Annotated in this window: 12 protein-coding genes and 1 pseudogene; 8 read left to right on the top strand and 5 right to left on the bottom strand. The window is 44.1% G+C overall.

Annotation, left to right across the window (positions count from 1 at the left end; all coding sequences use genetic code 11):
- Positions 1 to 148: 148 nt before the first annotated feature.
- Positions 149 to 1,255 (top strand): annotated as a pseudogene (locus ELS82_RS18540) (methyl-accepting chemotaxis protein); the annotation flags it as partial.
- A gap of 79 nt (positions 1,256 to 1,334) precedes the next feature.
- On the top strand, positions 1,335 to 1,853 hold the full coding sequence (locus ELS82_RS18535; protein ID WP_134836799.1) for an NUDIX hydrolase: 519 nt from the start codon (positions 1,335 to 1,337) through the stop codon (positions 1,851 to 1,853).
- A 27-nt stretch (positions 1,854 to 1,880) separates the two neighbouring features.
- Here ELS82_RS18535 and ELS82_RS18530 read toward each other — a convergent pair whose 3' ends face one another.
- Complete coding sequence (locus tag ELS82_RS18530; protein WP_134836798.1) at positions 1,881 to 2,912, bottom strand: GGDEF domain-containing protein; 1,032 nt, start codon at positions 2,910 to 2,912, stop codon at positions 1,881 to 1,883.
- A 217-nt stretch (positions 2,913 to 3,129) separates the two neighbouring features.
- On the opposite strand from ELS82_RS18530, the gene ELS82_RS18525 reads away from it, so the two are divergent.
- The 4 genes from ELS82_RS18525 to yejF are packed head-to-tail and all read left to right on the top strand — an operon-like array spanning position 3,130 to position 8,674.
- Positions 3,130 to 4,944, top strand: coding sequence for an extracellular solute-binding protein (locus tag ELS82_RS18525; RefSeq protein WP_370447486.1), 1,815 nt, complete (start codon positions 3,130 to 3,132; stop codon positions 4,942 to 4,944).
- A gap of 9 nt (positions 4,945 to 4,953) precedes the next feature.
- On the top strand, positions 4,954 to 6,042 hold the full coding sequence (locus ELS82_RS18520; RefSeq protein ID WP_134836796.1) for a microcin C ABC transporter permease YejB: 1,089 nt from the start codon (positions 4,954 to 4,956) through the stop codon (positions 6,040 to 6,042).
- Positions 6,042 to 7,079, top strand: a complete 1,038-nt coding sequence (locus tag ELS82_RS18515) for an ABC transporter permease (protein WP_134836795.1) — start codon at positions 6,042 to 6,044, stop codon at positions 7,077 to 7,079. Before ELS82_RS18520 ends, ELS82_RS18515 begins: the two co-directional genes overlap by 1 nt.
- Positions 7,080 to 7,081: 2 nt before the next feature.
- Positions 7,082 to 8,674: a microcin C ABC transporter ATP-binding protein YejF gene (gene yejF, locus ELS82_RS18510; protein ID WP_134836794.1), complete on the top strand. Its 1,593-nt coding sequence runs from the start codon at positions 7,082 to 7,084 to the stop codon at positions 8,672 to 8,674.
- Between the two features lie 57 nt (positions 8,675 to 8,731).
- Here the strand turns inward: yejF and ELS82_RS18505 are convergent, their stop codons facing one another.
- Positions 8,732 to 10,024 carry an insulinase family protein gene (locus tag ELS82_RS18505; protein WP_244230820.1) on the bottom strand — a complete coding sequence of 431 codons (1,293 nt, stop codon included), beginning with the start codon at positions 10,022 to 10,024 and terminating at the stop codon, positions 8,732 to 8,734.
- Positions 10,025 to 10,233: 209 nt separating this feature from the next.
- Positions 10,234 to 12,003, bottom strand: coding sequence for an EAL domain-containing protein (locus tag ELS82_RS18500; protein WP_134836793.1), 1,770 nt, complete (start codon positions 12,001 to 12,003; stop codon positions 10,234 to 10,236).
- Between the two features lie 322 nt (positions 12,004 to 12,325).
- Here ELS82_RS18500 and ELS82_RS18495 point away from each other — a divergent pair, with 322 nt between their 5' ends.
- A complete protein-coding gene (locus ELS82_RS18495) occupies positions 12,326 to 13,216 on the top strand; it encodes a LysR family transcriptional regulator (RefSeq protein WP_134836792.1) in 891 nt (296 codons plus the stop codon).
- Here the strand turns inward: ELS82_RS18495 and ELS82_RS18490 are convergent.
- Both ELS82_RS18490 and ELS82_RS18485 read right to left on the bottom strand, forming a co-directional pair.
- Complete coding sequence (locus ELS82_RS18490) at positions 13,197 to 13,829, bottom strand: response regulator transcription factor (RefSeq protein ID WP_134836791.1); 633 nt, start codon at positions 13,827 to 13,829, stop codon at positions 13,197 to 13,199. The genes ELS82_RS18495 and ELS82_RS18490 overlap by 20 nt on opposite strands.
- 148 nt (positions 13,830 to 13,977) lie before the next feature.
- Positions 13,978 to 14,772: a substrate-binding periplasmic protein gene (locus tag ELS82_RS18485; RefSeq protein ID WP_244230819.1), complete on the bottom strand. Its 795-nt coding sequence runs from the start codon at positions 14,770 to 14,772 to the stop codon at positions 13,978 to 13,980.
- 109 nt (positions 14,773 to 14,881) lie between these two features.
- On the opposite strand from ELS82_RS18485, the gene ELS82_RS18480 reads away from it, so the two are divergent.
- Positions 14,882 to 15,328 (top strand): RNA-binding S4 domain-containing protein, encoded by a 447-nt coding sequence (locus ELS82_RS18480; RefSeq protein WP_134836790.1) that lies wholly within the window; start codon positions 14,882 to 14,884, stop codon positions 15,326 to 15,328.
- The last annotated feature ends 59 nt before the right edge of the window (positions 15,329 to 15,387 follow it).

The following is a 15,387-nucleotide window of genomic DNA, read 5'->3' as shown; positions in this document are numbered from 1 at the left end:
CACGATTCCGCTCCCACTCAGCCTAACGTCTGAGTTTCGTTACATTGTCGGTTCCGCTGCTTTATTCAGGAACCTAGGGTCATCTGGTGATACAGATGGTTCACTCTTATCGTGGTGAACAACGCTTCATACGACTTCAGGTCGCACGAACATGGATGCGTTACAGTCGGTAACTCAGCGTTCAGAACTCAACTCACTCAGTTATGCCGTTGGTATACTTTTGGTGCTGTCGATTGTGGTCGGGTATTTTATCAAGACGATTACCTCACCGCTTAAGCGCACCCTTAAAGCGATGAAAGTACTGGCTCAAGGTGAAGGGGACTTAACCCAAAGGCTGCCAGAAGAGGGCAGTAAAGAGCTGATTTACTTGTCGCGCTATTTCAATCAGTTTGTCGCATCTATCCAGTCTATTATGCTCAATATTAATGATGCGGGATCTCAAGTATCGTCGTCTGCAGTGCAGCTATCTAACTCAGTGCATCACATTGATGACAGTTTGAATCAGCAGCAAGCGGATGTTGATATGCTCGCAACGGCCATGACAGAAATGCTGGCAACCGTTGAAGAGGTTGCAGGACGAACCACTGAAGCGAACGATGCCAGCTGTCTTGCGGCGAAAGAGACGCAAAACAGCCGTAATATCATCCAAAAAAATGTCGACGAAGCGAATCAGCTATCTGAACAAATTGGCGCCGCGAGTGAAGCGGTTCAACAGTTGGCAACCGATGCTCGTAATGTTGATACTGTATTAGAGGTGATCCGCGGAGTGGCTGAGCAAACCAACTTGCTGGCGTTAAATGCGGCAATTGAAGCAGCACGTGCGGGTGAACAAGGCAGAGGGTTTGCTGTCGTCGCTGATGAGGTGCGTACTTTGTCTCAACGCACTCAAGAGTCGACATTAGAAATCCAGAGCATTGTTGAACGACTCCAAGTAGGGGCTGAAAATGTCGTGGAGGTGATGAATCAAGGAGCAAGTAAAGCCTACCAAGCGGCAGAGTTATCTAACCAAGCGGGAGAAACGCTGACGCAAATTGACCAGGAAGTACGTACCATTCAAGAGATGGCTCAGCATATTGCCACGGCCGCCGAGCAGCAAACGGTGACGGTGAATGACATTAACCGTAACGTGGTTAGTTTGAGTGATATGGCTTCGTCTGTGTCTGGTGAATCATCGCAAATGGCCAGTTCAGGGCGAGAGCTCAGATCGGTGTCTGAAAATCTGGTTAGCATGATACGTAAGTTCAAGTTGGCCTAGGGTATTCAAGAAGCAATCTAATTGGAATCCGTCACGCGGCTAGTGTTAGAATCGCACAAATTTTCCAATAGATTGCTTCATGAGACACCTAAAAACCACTGTACACCCAGACCTTCAGCACCTAGACGATAAGATTATCTTTAAGCGCAATACGGCGCGCGCGATTGTCGTCGATGGTGAAGATATCTTGTTGCTTTATACTGAGCGCTACCATGACTACACCATTCCTGGCGGTGGCTTAGACGATGGTGAAGACATGATTGCTGGTATGGTGCGTGAGTTGGAAGAAGAAACAGGTGCTAAGAATATTCATGGCATTAAACCATTTGGAATCTTTGAAGAGTTCCGCCCATGGTACAAAGATGATGCCGACGTGATGCACATGATCTCTTACTGCTATACATGCAAAATCGATCGTGAGTTAGGCGAAACTAACTATGAAGATTATGAAATTAAAAACGGCATGAAAGCGGTTTGGATGAATATCCACGAAGCGATAGCGCACAATGAGCAAACCATCGCTAAGAGCGAAAAGAAAGGTATGAGCATTGAGCGCGAAACCTATCTATTGCACTTGATTGCCAAAGAAATGATTTAAAAGAAGCCAGCGAATTCGCTGGCTTTGTTATTTAATCAGGCGCACAACATTGTTGGCGTTTGGAAAGTAGACACTGAACTCATGTTGGTCGGTGATCTTAGAGCGGTCTCTGGCAAAATCTAAATGCTCATCAGCTAAGCAAAGCAGTTGTTCTATTGGCGTGTTTTGCTCAGGATCATAGGCGACAGCACCAAACCTTAACGTAGCAGGGATATCAATGCTGCGCTCAAAGTTTTCAATGATGCGTTCGCAGATCACTCGCGCTTCATCGTTACAGGTGTCAGGCATGATGAGGAAGAAGTTATCATCTTCACCACGAGCCAATAGATCGGACTTTCGGATGAACTCTTGAGTTGCTGAAGCAAATGTTTGCAATACTCGATTTCCGGTCAAATAGCCATGTTGCTGATTGATTTGATCCAACTCTTTGACATTGACTTTAACGAGCAGGGCTGAAGATTGCGTTCGTTGGCAGTGAGCGACAATTCGATCGACTTCATCAACAAACGTCGAGTACGTATAAAGATCGGTCAGGCTGTCCTTAACTTCCATCAAGGCTGCGTAACGTTTGACGTCTTCGAGTTCTTTGTGATGTAAACAGTCGATAACCAGCATGATATCTAATTGGAGGCGTCGATTGAGAATGTCGATAGCGGAAGGGCACTGAACGTAATCGCGGTATCGGCTGAGGATTAAACGCTTAAATTCAAAGGCAATGATCGAATATAGGCTGAGGGTGATGTGTTGGTTAGCAAGCTTAAGCGCGTAGTCTGAAATACTATTTATATAGTTCTGATCCAGCTTCTGATTGAACAGAATATCAAAATACTGCTCCATCGCTTGATGAACGGCAAAGTGGCCAATAACTTGGCTAATGGTGTCATTGTTATCAAAATGACGCAGTAAGTCTGGATATATCTCTGAGCGTAACTGCTGCTCTACGTTATACGGCAGCTTCGACTTCCACTGGTGATGCGTATCACTACTCAAAGAGAGCATAATTAGTCGCTCATTTAGCTCAATCTGACCAAATTCAAACAACCCGTTCGATTGAATCATATCAATATCCAGTTGAATTATAATGAACTCAGCATAGCATTCCGTTAATGGGGTGTAAATCCGCCTAAAATTTCAACAGGTGCATAAGCATTGACTAATTTGCTTCACAGAAACCGCCAAGGGCTTCTATACTTTCCCAAGTAATTGAATTATTAATATATTAATTATTATATATTATGCGATTGTACGGAAACGACTGAGGGATTAGGGTATGAAAATGTGGCGACAGATTGCTTTAGGTGGGCTAGTTGCTTCAACAGCGACGTTTGGTTGCTATGCCGCTGTGGTTGAGACAACGACGCTAGTGGGGTTTGGGGAAGCCAAATACGCCGAAGGATTCACCCACTTTGATTATGTTAACCCTGATGCGCCCAAGTACGGCAAAGTCACCTATGGCCGAGTCGGTACCTACGATAACTTCAACCGATTTGCCTCACGAGGTGTCGCGGCTGCGGCGACTGGTGAACTCTACGACACCCTAATGTTCTCTCCAAGCGATGAAATTGACGCTTACTACCCAATGATCGCAGAGCGTGTTCGCTACTCAGATGACTTTTCTTGGCTAGAGCTTGATATCAACCCTAAAGCTCGTTTCCACGATGGCAAGCCAATTACCGCTCATGACGTCACCTTTACGTTTGAAAAGTTTATGTCTGAAGGGGTGCCTCAATACCGCGTTTATTATCAAGACATCAAATCAGTCACAGCCAAAGATGACCTAACGGTTCGTATCGATATGGTGACGCCAAATCGCGAAAAAATGTTCAGCTTTGCTCAAGGGACTCGTGTGTTACCTAAGCATTTTTGGCAAGACAAGAGTTTATCCGAGCCTCTATCAAGCCCGCCAGTTGGCAGCTCAGCGTATAAGATCACCGATTATAAATCTGGCCAGAGCGTTACTTACTCGTTAGTTGAGGATTATTGGGCTGCGGATTTACCCGTCAATATAGGTCGTAATAATTTTAAACAGGTTCAGTACGATTACTATCGTGATGACACTGTGATGCTTGAAGCCTTCAAAGCGGGTGAGTTCGACTTCCGCTTAGAAAATTCAGCTAAGTTTTGGGCCAACTCCTATACCGGGGTGAACTTCGACAAAGGGTATATTTCCAAATCAGAGATACCTCATCAGAAGCCAGAGAATACTCAAGCCTTTGTATTTAATACCAAGCGAGCCATGTTCAACGACCCTAACGTCCGTGAAGCGCTGACTTATGCGATGGACTTTGAGTGGATGAACAAGAACATGTTTTACGGCCAATACAGTCGTACGCGTAGCTACTTCCAAAACACAGATTACGAAGCGAAAGGTACGCCATCAGCCGCTGAGCAAAAGGTGTTGGAACCGTTTAAAGAACAATTACCACCTCGTCTTTACTCTGAGGAATATCAGCCGCCAGTGACCGATGGTTCTGGCCGAATCCGATCTCAAATGCGTACAGCGTTTAAGCTGCTCAAAGAGGCGGGGTGGGAGCTCAAAAACAAAGTTATGACGAATGTTGAGACTGGTGAGCCCCTCGCGTTTGAACTGCTGATATACAGTCCAACGACGGAGCGAATTGCGATTCCAGTACAGAAAAACCTAAGTCGTATGGGTATTGATATGAAAATCCGTACGGTAGACACCACTCAATACATCAAGCGCTTAAGAGACCGAGACTTTGATATGGTGTCGTCGGCCTACAGTGCGAATCCATACCCAAGCCCTAACTTAATGATCGCATGGAACTCGAACTATTTAGACTCCACTTATAACACCGCTGGAGTCACTGATCCTGTGGTGGATTTTTTAACCATGGAGATTTCCAAGAAGCAACAAGACCCAGAAGCACTACTGACATTAGGTCGCGCGTTAGATCGCGTACTTCAATGGAATTTCTACATTATTCCTCAATGGCATGTCGGTGAGTATCGTGTTGCTATGTGGGATAAATTCGAGCGACCAGACATCTTACCTAAATATGATCTTGGCTTAGATACTTGGTGGGTTTCAAAAGATAAAGCCCAAGCGCTTCCTGAAAAACGTCGTTAAAGAGGGTACATGGCTGCTTATATATTTCGACGTTTGTTACTGGTGATCCCCACGCTATGGGCGATCATCACTATCAACTTCTTCATTATTCAAATTGCACCTGGTGGGCCAGTAGAGCAGGCGATTGCTCAACTTGAAGGTCATACATCAGGCATCATGGAGCGCTTTGCTGGTGGTGGTAGCGAAGTAGACTTAAGCACTGGCGATGAGGCAGATGCGTCAGGCTACAAAGGTTCACGAGGCTTAGACCCAGAAGTAGTTGAAGCGATCAAAAAGCAGTTTGGTTTTGATAAACCCATGCATGAGCGTTACTTCGACATGCTGAAAAACTACGCCACGTTTAACTTTGGTGAAAGCCTGTTTAAAGGCGGTAACGTGATAGATCTGATTGTCGAGCGTTTGCCGGTATCCATCTCTTTGGGCTTGTGGAGTACCTTAATCATCTACCTGATTTCGATTCCGCTTGGCGTGTTAAAGGCGATTCACCATGGCAGCCGATTTGATATTTGGTCAAGCGCTGTCGTCATTGTCGGCTACGCGATTCCTGGTTTCCTATTCGCAATTATCCTGATCATTCTTTTCGCTAGTGGTAACTACTTTAGCTGGTTCCCTTTGCGAGGTTTGGTATCAAGTAATTTCGAACAGCTCACTTGGTACGAACAAATCATTGATTACTTTTGGCATTTGGCACTGCCTATCTTTGCGATGGTGATTGGTGGCTTTGCAACGCTGAGTATGCTGACGAAAAACTCATTCCTAGATGAAATTAATAAGCAATATGTCGTGACCGCAAGGGCAAAAGGTCTTAATGAACGCGATATCCTCTACAAACACGTATTTCGTAATGCGATGCTAATCATTATTGCAGGCTTTCCTGCGGCGTTTATCAGTATCTTCTTTACTGGTTCGATGCTAATTGAAGTGATGTTCTCTTTGGAGGGTATTGGCTTACTTGGTTTTGAGTCGACGATCCAACGTGATTATCCTGTGGTGTTTAGCTCTTTGTATATCATGACTTTATTGGGACTGATTCTAAGCATTATCTCTGACCTTACCTATACATGGGTCGACCCTAGAATTGATTTTGAGGCGCGTTGATGCGGAAGAAAAAAACACCAAATCCATTAAATGAAGCTAGGTGGCTAAGGTTTAAAGCCAATCGACGTGGGTTCTGGTCATTATGGATTTTCATGACTCTATTTGTGCTGAGTTTGTTTGCAGAAATCATCGCTAATGATAAGCCGCTATTAGTGGAATACGAGAGCCAATGGTATTACCCAATCATCAATCAATATGCTGAAACTGAGTTTGGTGGCGAGTTCGAAACTGAAGCTGACTATACCGACCCTTATGTCATCGAGCTTATCGAAGAGCAAGGCTACATCATTTGGCCGCTTATTCGTTTTAGCTACGACACGATCAATTTCAATATCAGCGGTTCAGTCCCGTCAGCCCCTGACAGTGTGAACTGGCTCGGGACAGACGACAAAGGGCGCGATGTCTTAGCAAGGATCATCTATGGCTTTAGAATTTCAGTACTGTTCGGCTTTGTCCTGACCATAGTTTCGAGTGTGATTGGCGTTGCGGTGGGCGCGACGCAAGGCTACTACGGAGGTTGGTTAGATCTCTTTGGTCAACGCTTTATCGAAGTCTGGTCGGGCATGCCGACGCTCTTCTTACTGATTATCTTGTCGAGTTTTGTTGAGCCTAACTTCTGGTGGTTGCTCGGCATAATGGTGGCATTTAGCTGGATGAGTTTGGTCGGGATTGTCCGCGCCGAGTTCCTACGTTGTCGAAATTTCGATTATGTTCGTGCCGCGCAGGCTATGGGCGTGTCTGACAAACGCATTATGCTGCGCCATATGCTGCCCAATGCGATGGTTGCGTCGTTGACCATGATGCCATTTATCCTCTCAGGTTCGGTGACGACACTGACGTCTCTTGATTTCCTTGGTTTCGGTTTGCCAGCAGGGTCTCCTTCATTAGGTGAACTCCTTGCGCAAGGTAAGTCAAACCTACAAGCTCCGTGGCTTGGCTTTTCTGCGTTTTTTGTTTTATCTGTCATGCTGACTTTGTTGGTGTTTGTCGGTGAAGCGGTACGTGACGCGTTTGATCCCCATCACCAAGGACGATAAGCATGGCTGAAACAGTATTATCCATTAATGGGCTTTCGGTTGGATTTGGCCGAAAAAATGACGTTGAGGCGGTTACTCACGATGTATCGCTGTCGATTAAGAAAGGTGAAACGCTCGCTTTAGTGGGAGAGAGTGGTTCAGGCAAGTCAGTAACGGCCAACTCCATTTTAAAACTCTTGCCTAAAGGGTCGTCACACTACTTATCAGGGTCGATAGATTTTGATGGTGTCGATATGCTGAGTTGTTCAGAACGCTCGCTAAGAGGCATGCGTGGTGGGCGCATCGGTATGATTTTCCAAGAGCCGATGGTGTCATTAAATCCACTGCATAAAATTGGCAAGCAACTTGTCGAAACGTTAGCCATTCATAGAGGTATGAGGCAAAGAGCCGCAGAGCAGCTTGCCGTCGAGTGGTTAGCCAAAGTAGGTATCCGTTACCCGGAACAGAAGGTGAATGCCTATCCGCACGAGTTATCGGGCGGAGAGCGACAGCGTGTCATGATCGCTATGGCGTTAATCAATGAACCTGAACTGCTGATAGCTGATGAGCCAACCACAGCATTAGATGTATCGGTACAGGCGCAGATATTGGATCTGCTCAAAGAGCTGCAGCAAGAGCTAGGCATGGCAATGTTATTTATTACACATGACCTTAGTATCGTTAGGCGCATTGCTGATACGGTTGCGGTCATGCAGCATGGCCGATTAGTTGAAACAGGAGCTTGTCATAACGTATTCACTGCGCCGACACACCCTTATACCAAACAGTTAATAAACTCAGACCCGAAAGGCTTACCTGTTCCAGTCAGTCAAGAAGCGCATCCACTGTTAGAAGTGAGCCAGCTTCGAGTCTGGTTTCCCATTACTGGGGGGATCTTCAAGCGCGTGGTAGCGCATGTAAAAGCCGTGACCGATATGGCTTTTACATTGAAAGAAGGACATTCGATAGGGCTGGTTGGAGAGAGTGGCTCTGGTAAATCGACGACCGGAATGGCGATACTCAAATTACTTAAGTCTGAAGGTTCTGTCGCCTACAAGGGTGTTGAGCTACAAGGTTTAGACAGAAAAGCCATGCTGCCTTATCGAAGTAAGATGCAGGTTGTTTTCCAAGACCCGTTCTCAGCATTAAATCCGCGCATGTCAGTAGCCCAAGTGATCGGTGAAGGTCTTAGAGTTCATCAGGAAATTGATGATGACGAAATTGATCAGCGCATTTGTGAAGTAATGATGGAAGTCGATTTGGATCCGGAGACACGCCATCGTTATCCCAACGAGTTCTCTGGTGGCCAACGACAAAGGATCGCTATTGCACGCGCCCTGATCTTAAAGCCCGAGTTTATCCTTCTTGATGAACCAACGTCTTCGTTGGATAGAACTGTGCAAGCTCAAGTGCTCGATTTACTCAAATCATTACAAGAAAAATACAAGCTAACATACCTCTTTATCAGTCATGATTTAAGTGTGGTGAAGTCTTTGTGTCATTACACGATCGTGATGAAGCAAGGTGAGATTATAGAGCAGGGCGATACGTTGCAGCTCTTCACCCAGCCTCAGCAAGCCTATACGCGTCAGTTAGTCGACCTATCCATGGTCTAGCCAATATTGGTATTAAGGTATTAAAAAAGCTGCCGGAGATGGGCAGCTTTTTTTGTATTACATAATCACGCTGGATGCGGTTGACCAATTATGCTCGAACTCTTTGCTAATGTCGAACTCATTTAGGTGAGCGACGTGGAAGTTGAGCAAGTCTAAGTCGTATGAAGGCGCAGTATAAACGCTGCCGCTATCAATGGCTGCAACAACACGATCCGCTTGATTACGCGTGTAGTTATCTGGATCGTTCAAGCGAGTCTGGCGTTCAAGCTGTTTACGAACTTGGCTAACAACCATTTCGTATTCAGTTTGGGTAAAGCCTGACGCGAGGGCGCGTTTAATCTCTGACTGCACGACTTTCTTTACTTCAACTTTATCCGTTTCTTCAAGGTTTGCCACACGCACTTGAGATAGTAGGCGATGATCAAATAGCACTTGGTTGTCTACGTCCACTTGAGCTTGCAGATGTTGCTCGCTTAGCGCTTCTTGGATGCGCTGCTCTAGCATTTTGTTAGCGAGCGTTGTCATCAGAAGTTCTTTGCGATGAAGTTTACTGTCTTCTTCATCGTGAAATGTACTCAAAGAGCTAATAGTAATTGGGCTTGCTTCTTCTGCCTTGCTGATAAGCTCAAGCTGTGGGGTAGAGTGTAAAGATTGCTCTTGAGTGGTTGTGTTCCATAATGAGAACTGACGTTCAATCGACTTAATAGCCGATTTTTTCTTAATACCACCAACCACAACAATTGATACTTGCTTTGGTGTGAAGTAAGTCTGTTTAAACTCTTTTACTGACTCTAATGGCGTTTGGCTTAATGACTGCTCGTCTAGAGGGGCTAGCGCCTGAGTTAATGTGTCTAGGTGGCGCTGACTAATTAATTCATCGATGTCAGTGAGAGAATCTTGTGCTGACTCTAACAACTGCTCAGCGTTTGGTTGTTTAACTTCTTGGGTTAAACCTGCATAAAGCACCTCAAGTGCTTTCTCGATGTCACTGCTTGTCGCGGATGCAAAATCAATATCAAAGACAGTTTGCTGGTAGTCAGTTGATACGTGCCAGTTAGTGCCTTGAATGGTATCTAAAGCCACAATACGTGCAGTTGGAAAGTGATTATTTTCTTGTGCAACACCTGCATTAACACGCACACGGATTGATACTTCATCGGAGCTACGAGTCGTAGGAAGAACAACGTATCTTAAGCCATTGTCCAAGCGGTCAACAGTGGTCGACTTAGGCATGTGAATGTCAGTGCTTGGGTACCAAAGTGACGAATTGCTATAAGCAAATGCCGTCGATGACACAAGAGCAGTGCAGGCGAATAGAGTACTTAGAATTTGGCGGTATTGAATAGACACTTTCTTCTCCGGAGCAAGGTTAATCTCTCCTTGTTCAAAGCCTAAGTTATTGATTTTAGACTTTAGTATCTATCCTTGATACAGCACACGTAATACGTGAAGCATGAACATGCTTTTATAAATTTGTGCGAATTCTCTACAACTTTGGTTTATTAGTCAAATGGAAATATGATCTTGGTGAATGTGTCTTAAATTTGAGATGCGTACGATTAGACTTTTGTGTAGTGACTAGCACTCGCAAGAGAAAGGGGTTTAGAAAACCAATAGCCTTGTAGGTAAGACGCGCCCATATCGGTAAATACACGCTGCATAGCTGCATCTTCAATACCTTCAATGACGATATCGATGCCGTACGAATTACATAAATTAGTAATAAATGACAGGTATTCGAATGTCACTGGGTTTTCAAGTGAACGCCAAGCGATCGACTTGTCGATTTTAATCTGTGAAAGAGGGAGATCGAAGAAACTGTTCAGTGAGCTATAACCGGCGCCAAAGTCATCAAGAGAAAGCTGAAACCCTAAATCTTTGAGGACGTTTAATTGAGTAATAGCGCTCTTGTTATCATCCAGACTGATTGTTTCGGTAAGTTCAAGAACGATAGAGGAGCTCTTGATGCCATGTTGGTTAGCGAGGCGCATTAATTCTTGGGGGAATTGTTGGCTGAGTAACTGGAGAACAGACACATTAACGTTCACACGTACATCACCAGTATGCGTTAACTGATACTGCTTAATAAACTGGCAAGCTCTATCAAAAACAAAATAGCCCAGCTCACTGATTAAGCCATTCTTTTCTGCGACAGAGATAAATTCATCCGGATAAAGTTCTCCGAGCTCATCACTTTTCCATCGAACCAGACTTTCAAAGCTCGCAATGCGTTGAGATTGAGAGCAAATGATAGGCTGGAATTTGACCGAAAGTTTGCCGCTATTAAGCGCATTCGCCAGTTCTTGTTCGATAAAGAAGTATCGATCCACTTTAGCTTTTGTCGAACCCGTATAAACACGAATGAAACAGTCTTTTTGCTTATTGGCAAACTGACTAGTTTGCGCGGCAATTTTAACGACTTCTCCTGGGTTCTCGTGGCGAGAAATATGAGGGTAGATGCCGACACTGATGTCAGTCGTGAATAACAGATCTATGGCCTTGATCGACTCTTGATATGCAGTATGTATGCGTAGAGCGAGCTCTTTTAACTCTGCCTCGTCATATTGCCCGTAGAGAAGAATAGCGAAGTCATGAGATTGAATTCGATACAAATCAACAAACTTATCCGGAAAGCGATTCAAGGTGTTCGCTAGATGGGAAAGCATGTTGCGAACTATTTGTGAACCATAGACAACTTGGTACGAGCGAGCGTTATCGAGCTGAACATACATCAAGTGGTAGCTTTCATTAGCCGATAGGTCATCTAAGTCCATCACTAATTTTTGTTCGTTTGATAACCCCGAGGCCCCGTCGCGAAGCGAGGATTGCTGCACATAGGTTTCCATCAGCTTACGGTCGGAAATATCTTTATGGCAGCCAATCATAAACCGTTTGCCATTGACCGTTTTGGTTATCGCCGTGCCTTCAAGCCAAACGTACTGCCCATTTTTAGAGCGGATACGATATTGAGTAGTGACTCTCGATTCGTTGTCTTGAATATGATCTCCGACCTCGTCGCGTAAAGAGTCTCGGTCAAGTGGATGAACTAAATCGAGCCAATCTTGTAAGCAGGTATGGCCTGATTGAATGCCAAACTTCGAATAGAAAGAGGGGTTATATAAACAGACATGTTCGGTATCAGCCATATAGAAAATACCGTCATTCATCACATCAACCATGTGACAAAATTGGTTATCCATTAGGTCATCGAGCTGAGCGCCAGTGAGACCGATAGGTAGCTCGGCGTTTTCATCATTGCGATCGACACTCAATTCAGAGACAAGTGTTATCTTTGGTCGAGGTTGAATGCTTTTGATGGGTTGCGACATTGACGAGCGTTTACCTATTTAAACAAGAGAGTGATGTTACAAATCTATAGTTAGAGTAATACATGAAATATTTATGAATTCCTATCAAATTGATACTAATCTTGGCTATATGATTAAAAAACATTAACTGGAGCTCACTGGTTGAGCGAAACAGTTGAAATTTAATTAAACGATCGTACCGAAAATGAACTCTACTTGTTTCACTCAAATTGAATAAATGGTAAATTTGCCTACCGATACGAGCCATGCTAAGGCGTTGTTTCCTCGCTAGTTTGTCGCATTTTTATGCACCTAAACTCAACAATATCTCTATGGAGTGAGAATGAAATCTCAGCTTGACCTTAATCTTCTTAAGGTATTACCGCTGCTTGATAAGCACCGTCAACTAAAGCCTGTAGCGAAAGAGTTAGGTAAAACAGAAAGTGCAGTGAGTAAGCATCTCGCCAAACTTCGGGAACAACTTGATGATCCGCTTTTTGTTCGTGGTGCGTTCGAGTTTGAACCGACAGATTACACCATCAATCTGTTGCCGAAAATTTCGGCGGGTCTTAACCTGATTGGCGAGGCTGTGCAACATGAAGAGTTTGACCCTGCCAGTTACGAAAAGACGATTTCTATCGCATTGCCTAGCCTTGCTCAATACTTAGTAGGTAAAGACTTACTCCTAGAGTTACTTAGCACCTTTCCAAAAGCGAAAATATCAATTACGACTTGGTCTGATACTTCGATCAATGACATTTTGGATGACAATATCGACTTGGGTATTCAATACTTCAATGAAGAGCTGACCAAAACCATTTATCAAAACCACCTTGGTAAGTACAAGGCTGCGATTGTTTGCTCTAAGAAATACGCAGAGCGCTCATTAGAAGAAAAGCTCTCTATGCCGTATATCTTGATGGAAATGAAAGGTTGGCGCGATAAAGTGCAAGTTGGCCGAAGAGCCCTACAATCTAATGGCCTAGAAGTGAATAAGATTGCTACGGTAGACAATATTACCTGTCTGTTTGACGTGCTCGAGGAAATTGAGTGTGCAACATTGCTCCCTGCAGTTCGTCAGATAACGTCTTGTACTCAGTGTCAAACCACTGTGTTACCTGAAGAGCTGCAGTTAGAGCACCCGCCATCGGTTGTCGCTAACTATAAGCTAGTTAACTACGGTAATCCGATGCACAACATTATTGTTGATATGATTAAGCGGCATCTTTTTTAAGCTCAGACATATCTACATTGACATGCTGCTGAAGTCGAATCAACTCCACAATAGAGTCTACTTTATACTTATCTAAGATACGTGACTTATAAGTACTGATAGTTTTTGAGCTTAGAGTCAGTATTTCTGAAATCTGCTTATTGGTATAACCTTTTAACAGGTAATTGAATACGATCGTCTCGCGCTTTGACAGTTTTGTATGTCGACGGGTTGTGTTCGCTTCGTCATTTTTAAATACGCTAAAGCCACGGGTTACGCTAACAATTGCTTCTTTCAACATTGATGTGTTTTCGGCTTTAGTGATGTAGCCATTCGCGCCAATTTGTTTAGCCGTGTTGGAAAACATTGGATGTTGATTGGCAGAAATAAATAGGATCTTGCCGCGGTAGCCGTGTGCTCGTGAGCGTCGAACAAATTCAAAACCGTCAGAGCCTTGAAGGTCAACATCGAGAATGACAAGGTCAATAGGGTGGTTATTAATAATCTGCAAACCAAACGATGAAGATGATGCTTGATAGACTTGGGTACTGACCGATAAATCATGAATGATTTGGCCAATGGCTTCGCGCATGATTGGTTGACTGTCGATAACTAAGGCTTTAGAAATAGGCATATACATTGTCTCCACTGACTGATTTGTTTCGAATTATTAATGTGTTCGTTGAGCGGGGTGTAATGTAAGGCATAACTGACGGAAAAGGGGGAAAGGCAAATTTTCCAAATCGGAAAATCAGTCAGAAAAAAGTCAACTATGTCAGAGCTTAGTCACTAAGATCATAGTGGTGGAGGATTGATTCTAACGTGCCATCCTGCTTTAGCTTTTCAAGGCTTGTGTTGAAGTTGTCAATAAAATCATCTTTATATGGGTAGCGTTCCGGGGTGACGTTGGTAAAGCCAAGATAGCCTTGTTCACTAGAGACAGACGTGCTCTCTATTACCTTCCAGTCTTTAGGCAAAGACCCTTCTAATATCAGTTGCTTTATTTCCCACAAGGTTGAGATACGGTCGTTGATATAGCAATCGACTTTGTCGTTGTGCAAATTAAGAATGTTGTCTCGGTTGCCTTGGGTTTCTTTAATCTGTATTTGGCCCTTTTTTACGGCCTGCCAGAACTCTCTGCCACCTAAAGAAAACGATTCATTGATGCCAATGGTTAAGCCAAAGTAGCTTGTTGGCCAAGAAGAGAGTTCTCGGTTAGCAGCCGTTTCGCGAGAACAAAAAACGGATACTTCTTCTTTGATAATGGGGTTTGAGTAAGGAGAGATATAAAGCCGTTGATCTGGATAAAGGTAGGGAGGAAACAACGCAAAGCCTTCGCCAACTTCGAGCAGTTTAAGACCTCGTTTCCACGGCACTAATTGAATCTGAACTTGATAGCGAGGCATGGCCTCAAACACCGCTTGTAATATGTCGACGTAAATTCCTGCAGGCTGGCCGTTGCTCAAATAGCTGTATGGAGGATAGCTACTGTCGCCATAGACCACCACCTTTATTGGTGGATGATAAGCAGCACTCATCGTACTGAAAAAAAGACTAATGAAAAGTAACCATCTCAACGCGATTCTACCTTACAAGTATTTTATACTTATTTGTAACTTTAGTTTATTTATCGAAGTATTGAGATTAGACTCTCACCTTTGTGAGTAAATCTACCCAAGGTACGGTATGAGCCAAGACTACGAACAAGGCGAAGAAATAGAGATTGAAGCGATCGGCATCGAGGTGTCTTCACATCCGATCGAGCTCTATAAAGTGTTTAAAATTGCTAACTTAGTCGGTGGCGGCGGTGAAGCTAAACACCTTATTTCTGAGGGTTATGTCGCTGTTAATGGTGAACTAGAAACAAGAAAACGTCGTAAAATGTATGATGGAGATTTCTTCGAGTTTAACCAAGAATATTACGTTGTTGTGTGTGATGCGCCGGTGACAGAGCCGGAAGATAAGCCAGTAAAGCAAGAAAAGAAAGCAGAGAAAAAACCTGCCAAGAAAACTGAAAAGAAGGCGAAATCACCATCAGCTAACACCTCTAAACAGAAGAAAAATGTTCAACAAGACAAACCTGAGAGCAAGTCAAAGAACAGCAATGGGCGTGGCTCGATAGATTTCTTCTAACAGATCATGATTGTTAATAAGGGGCCTTGAGCCCCTTTTTTGTGCCTGTAATTCAAGTA

It is taken from the genome of Vibrio ouci (assembly GCF_004551525.1).
In the GTDB taxonomy this organism is placed as follows: Bacteria; Pseudomonadota; Gammaproteobacteria; order Enterobacterales; family Vibrionaceae; genus Vibrio; species Vibrio ouci.
Note: the sequence above shows the minus strand (reverse complement) of the source record. Positions and strands in the feature narration are given on the sequence as shown.

Bases quoted from the DNA above. Each gene is read 5' to 3' on its own strand.
- ELS82_RS18525 (WP_370447486.1), top strand. From the start codon at position 3,130: ATGTGGCGACAGATTGCTTTAGGTGGGCTAGTTGCTTCAACAGCGACG.
- ELS82_RS18500 (WP_134836793.1), bottom strand. From the start codon at position 12,003: ATGTCGCAACCCATCAAAAGCATTCAACCTCGACCAAAGATAACACTT.
- ELS82_RS18480 (WP_134836790.1), top strand. From the start codon at position 14,882: ATGAGCCAAGACTACGAACAAGGCGAAGAAATAGAGATTGAAGCGATC.
- ELS82_RS18490 (WP_134836791.1), bottom strand. From the start codon at position 13,829: ATGCCTATTTCTAAAGCCTTAGTTATCGACAGTCAACCAATCATGCGC.
- ELS82_RS18535 (WP_134836799.1), top strand. From the start codon at position 1,335: ATGAGACACCTAAAAACCACTGTACACCCAGACCTTCAGCACCTAGAC.
- ELS82_RS18530 (WP_134836798.1), bottom strand. From the start codon at position 2,912: ATGATTCAATCGAACGGGTTGTTTGAATTTGGTCAGATTGAGCTAAAT.
- ELS82_RS18515 (WP_134836795.1), top strand. From the start codon at position 6,042: ATGCGGAAGAAAAAAACACCAAATCCATTAAATGAAGCTAGGTGGCTA.
- ELS82_RS18495 (WP_134836792.1), top strand. From the start codon at position 12,326: ATGAAATCTCAGCTTGACCTTAATCTTCTTAAGGTATTACCGCTGCTT.
- yejF (WP_134836794.1), top strand. From the start codon at position 7,082: ATGGCTGAAACAGTATTATCCATTAATGGGCTTTCGGTTGGATTTGGC.
- ELS82_RS18520 (WP_134836796.1), top strand. From the start codon at position 4,954: ATGGCTGCTTATATATTTCGACGTTTGTTACTGGTGATCCCCACGCTA.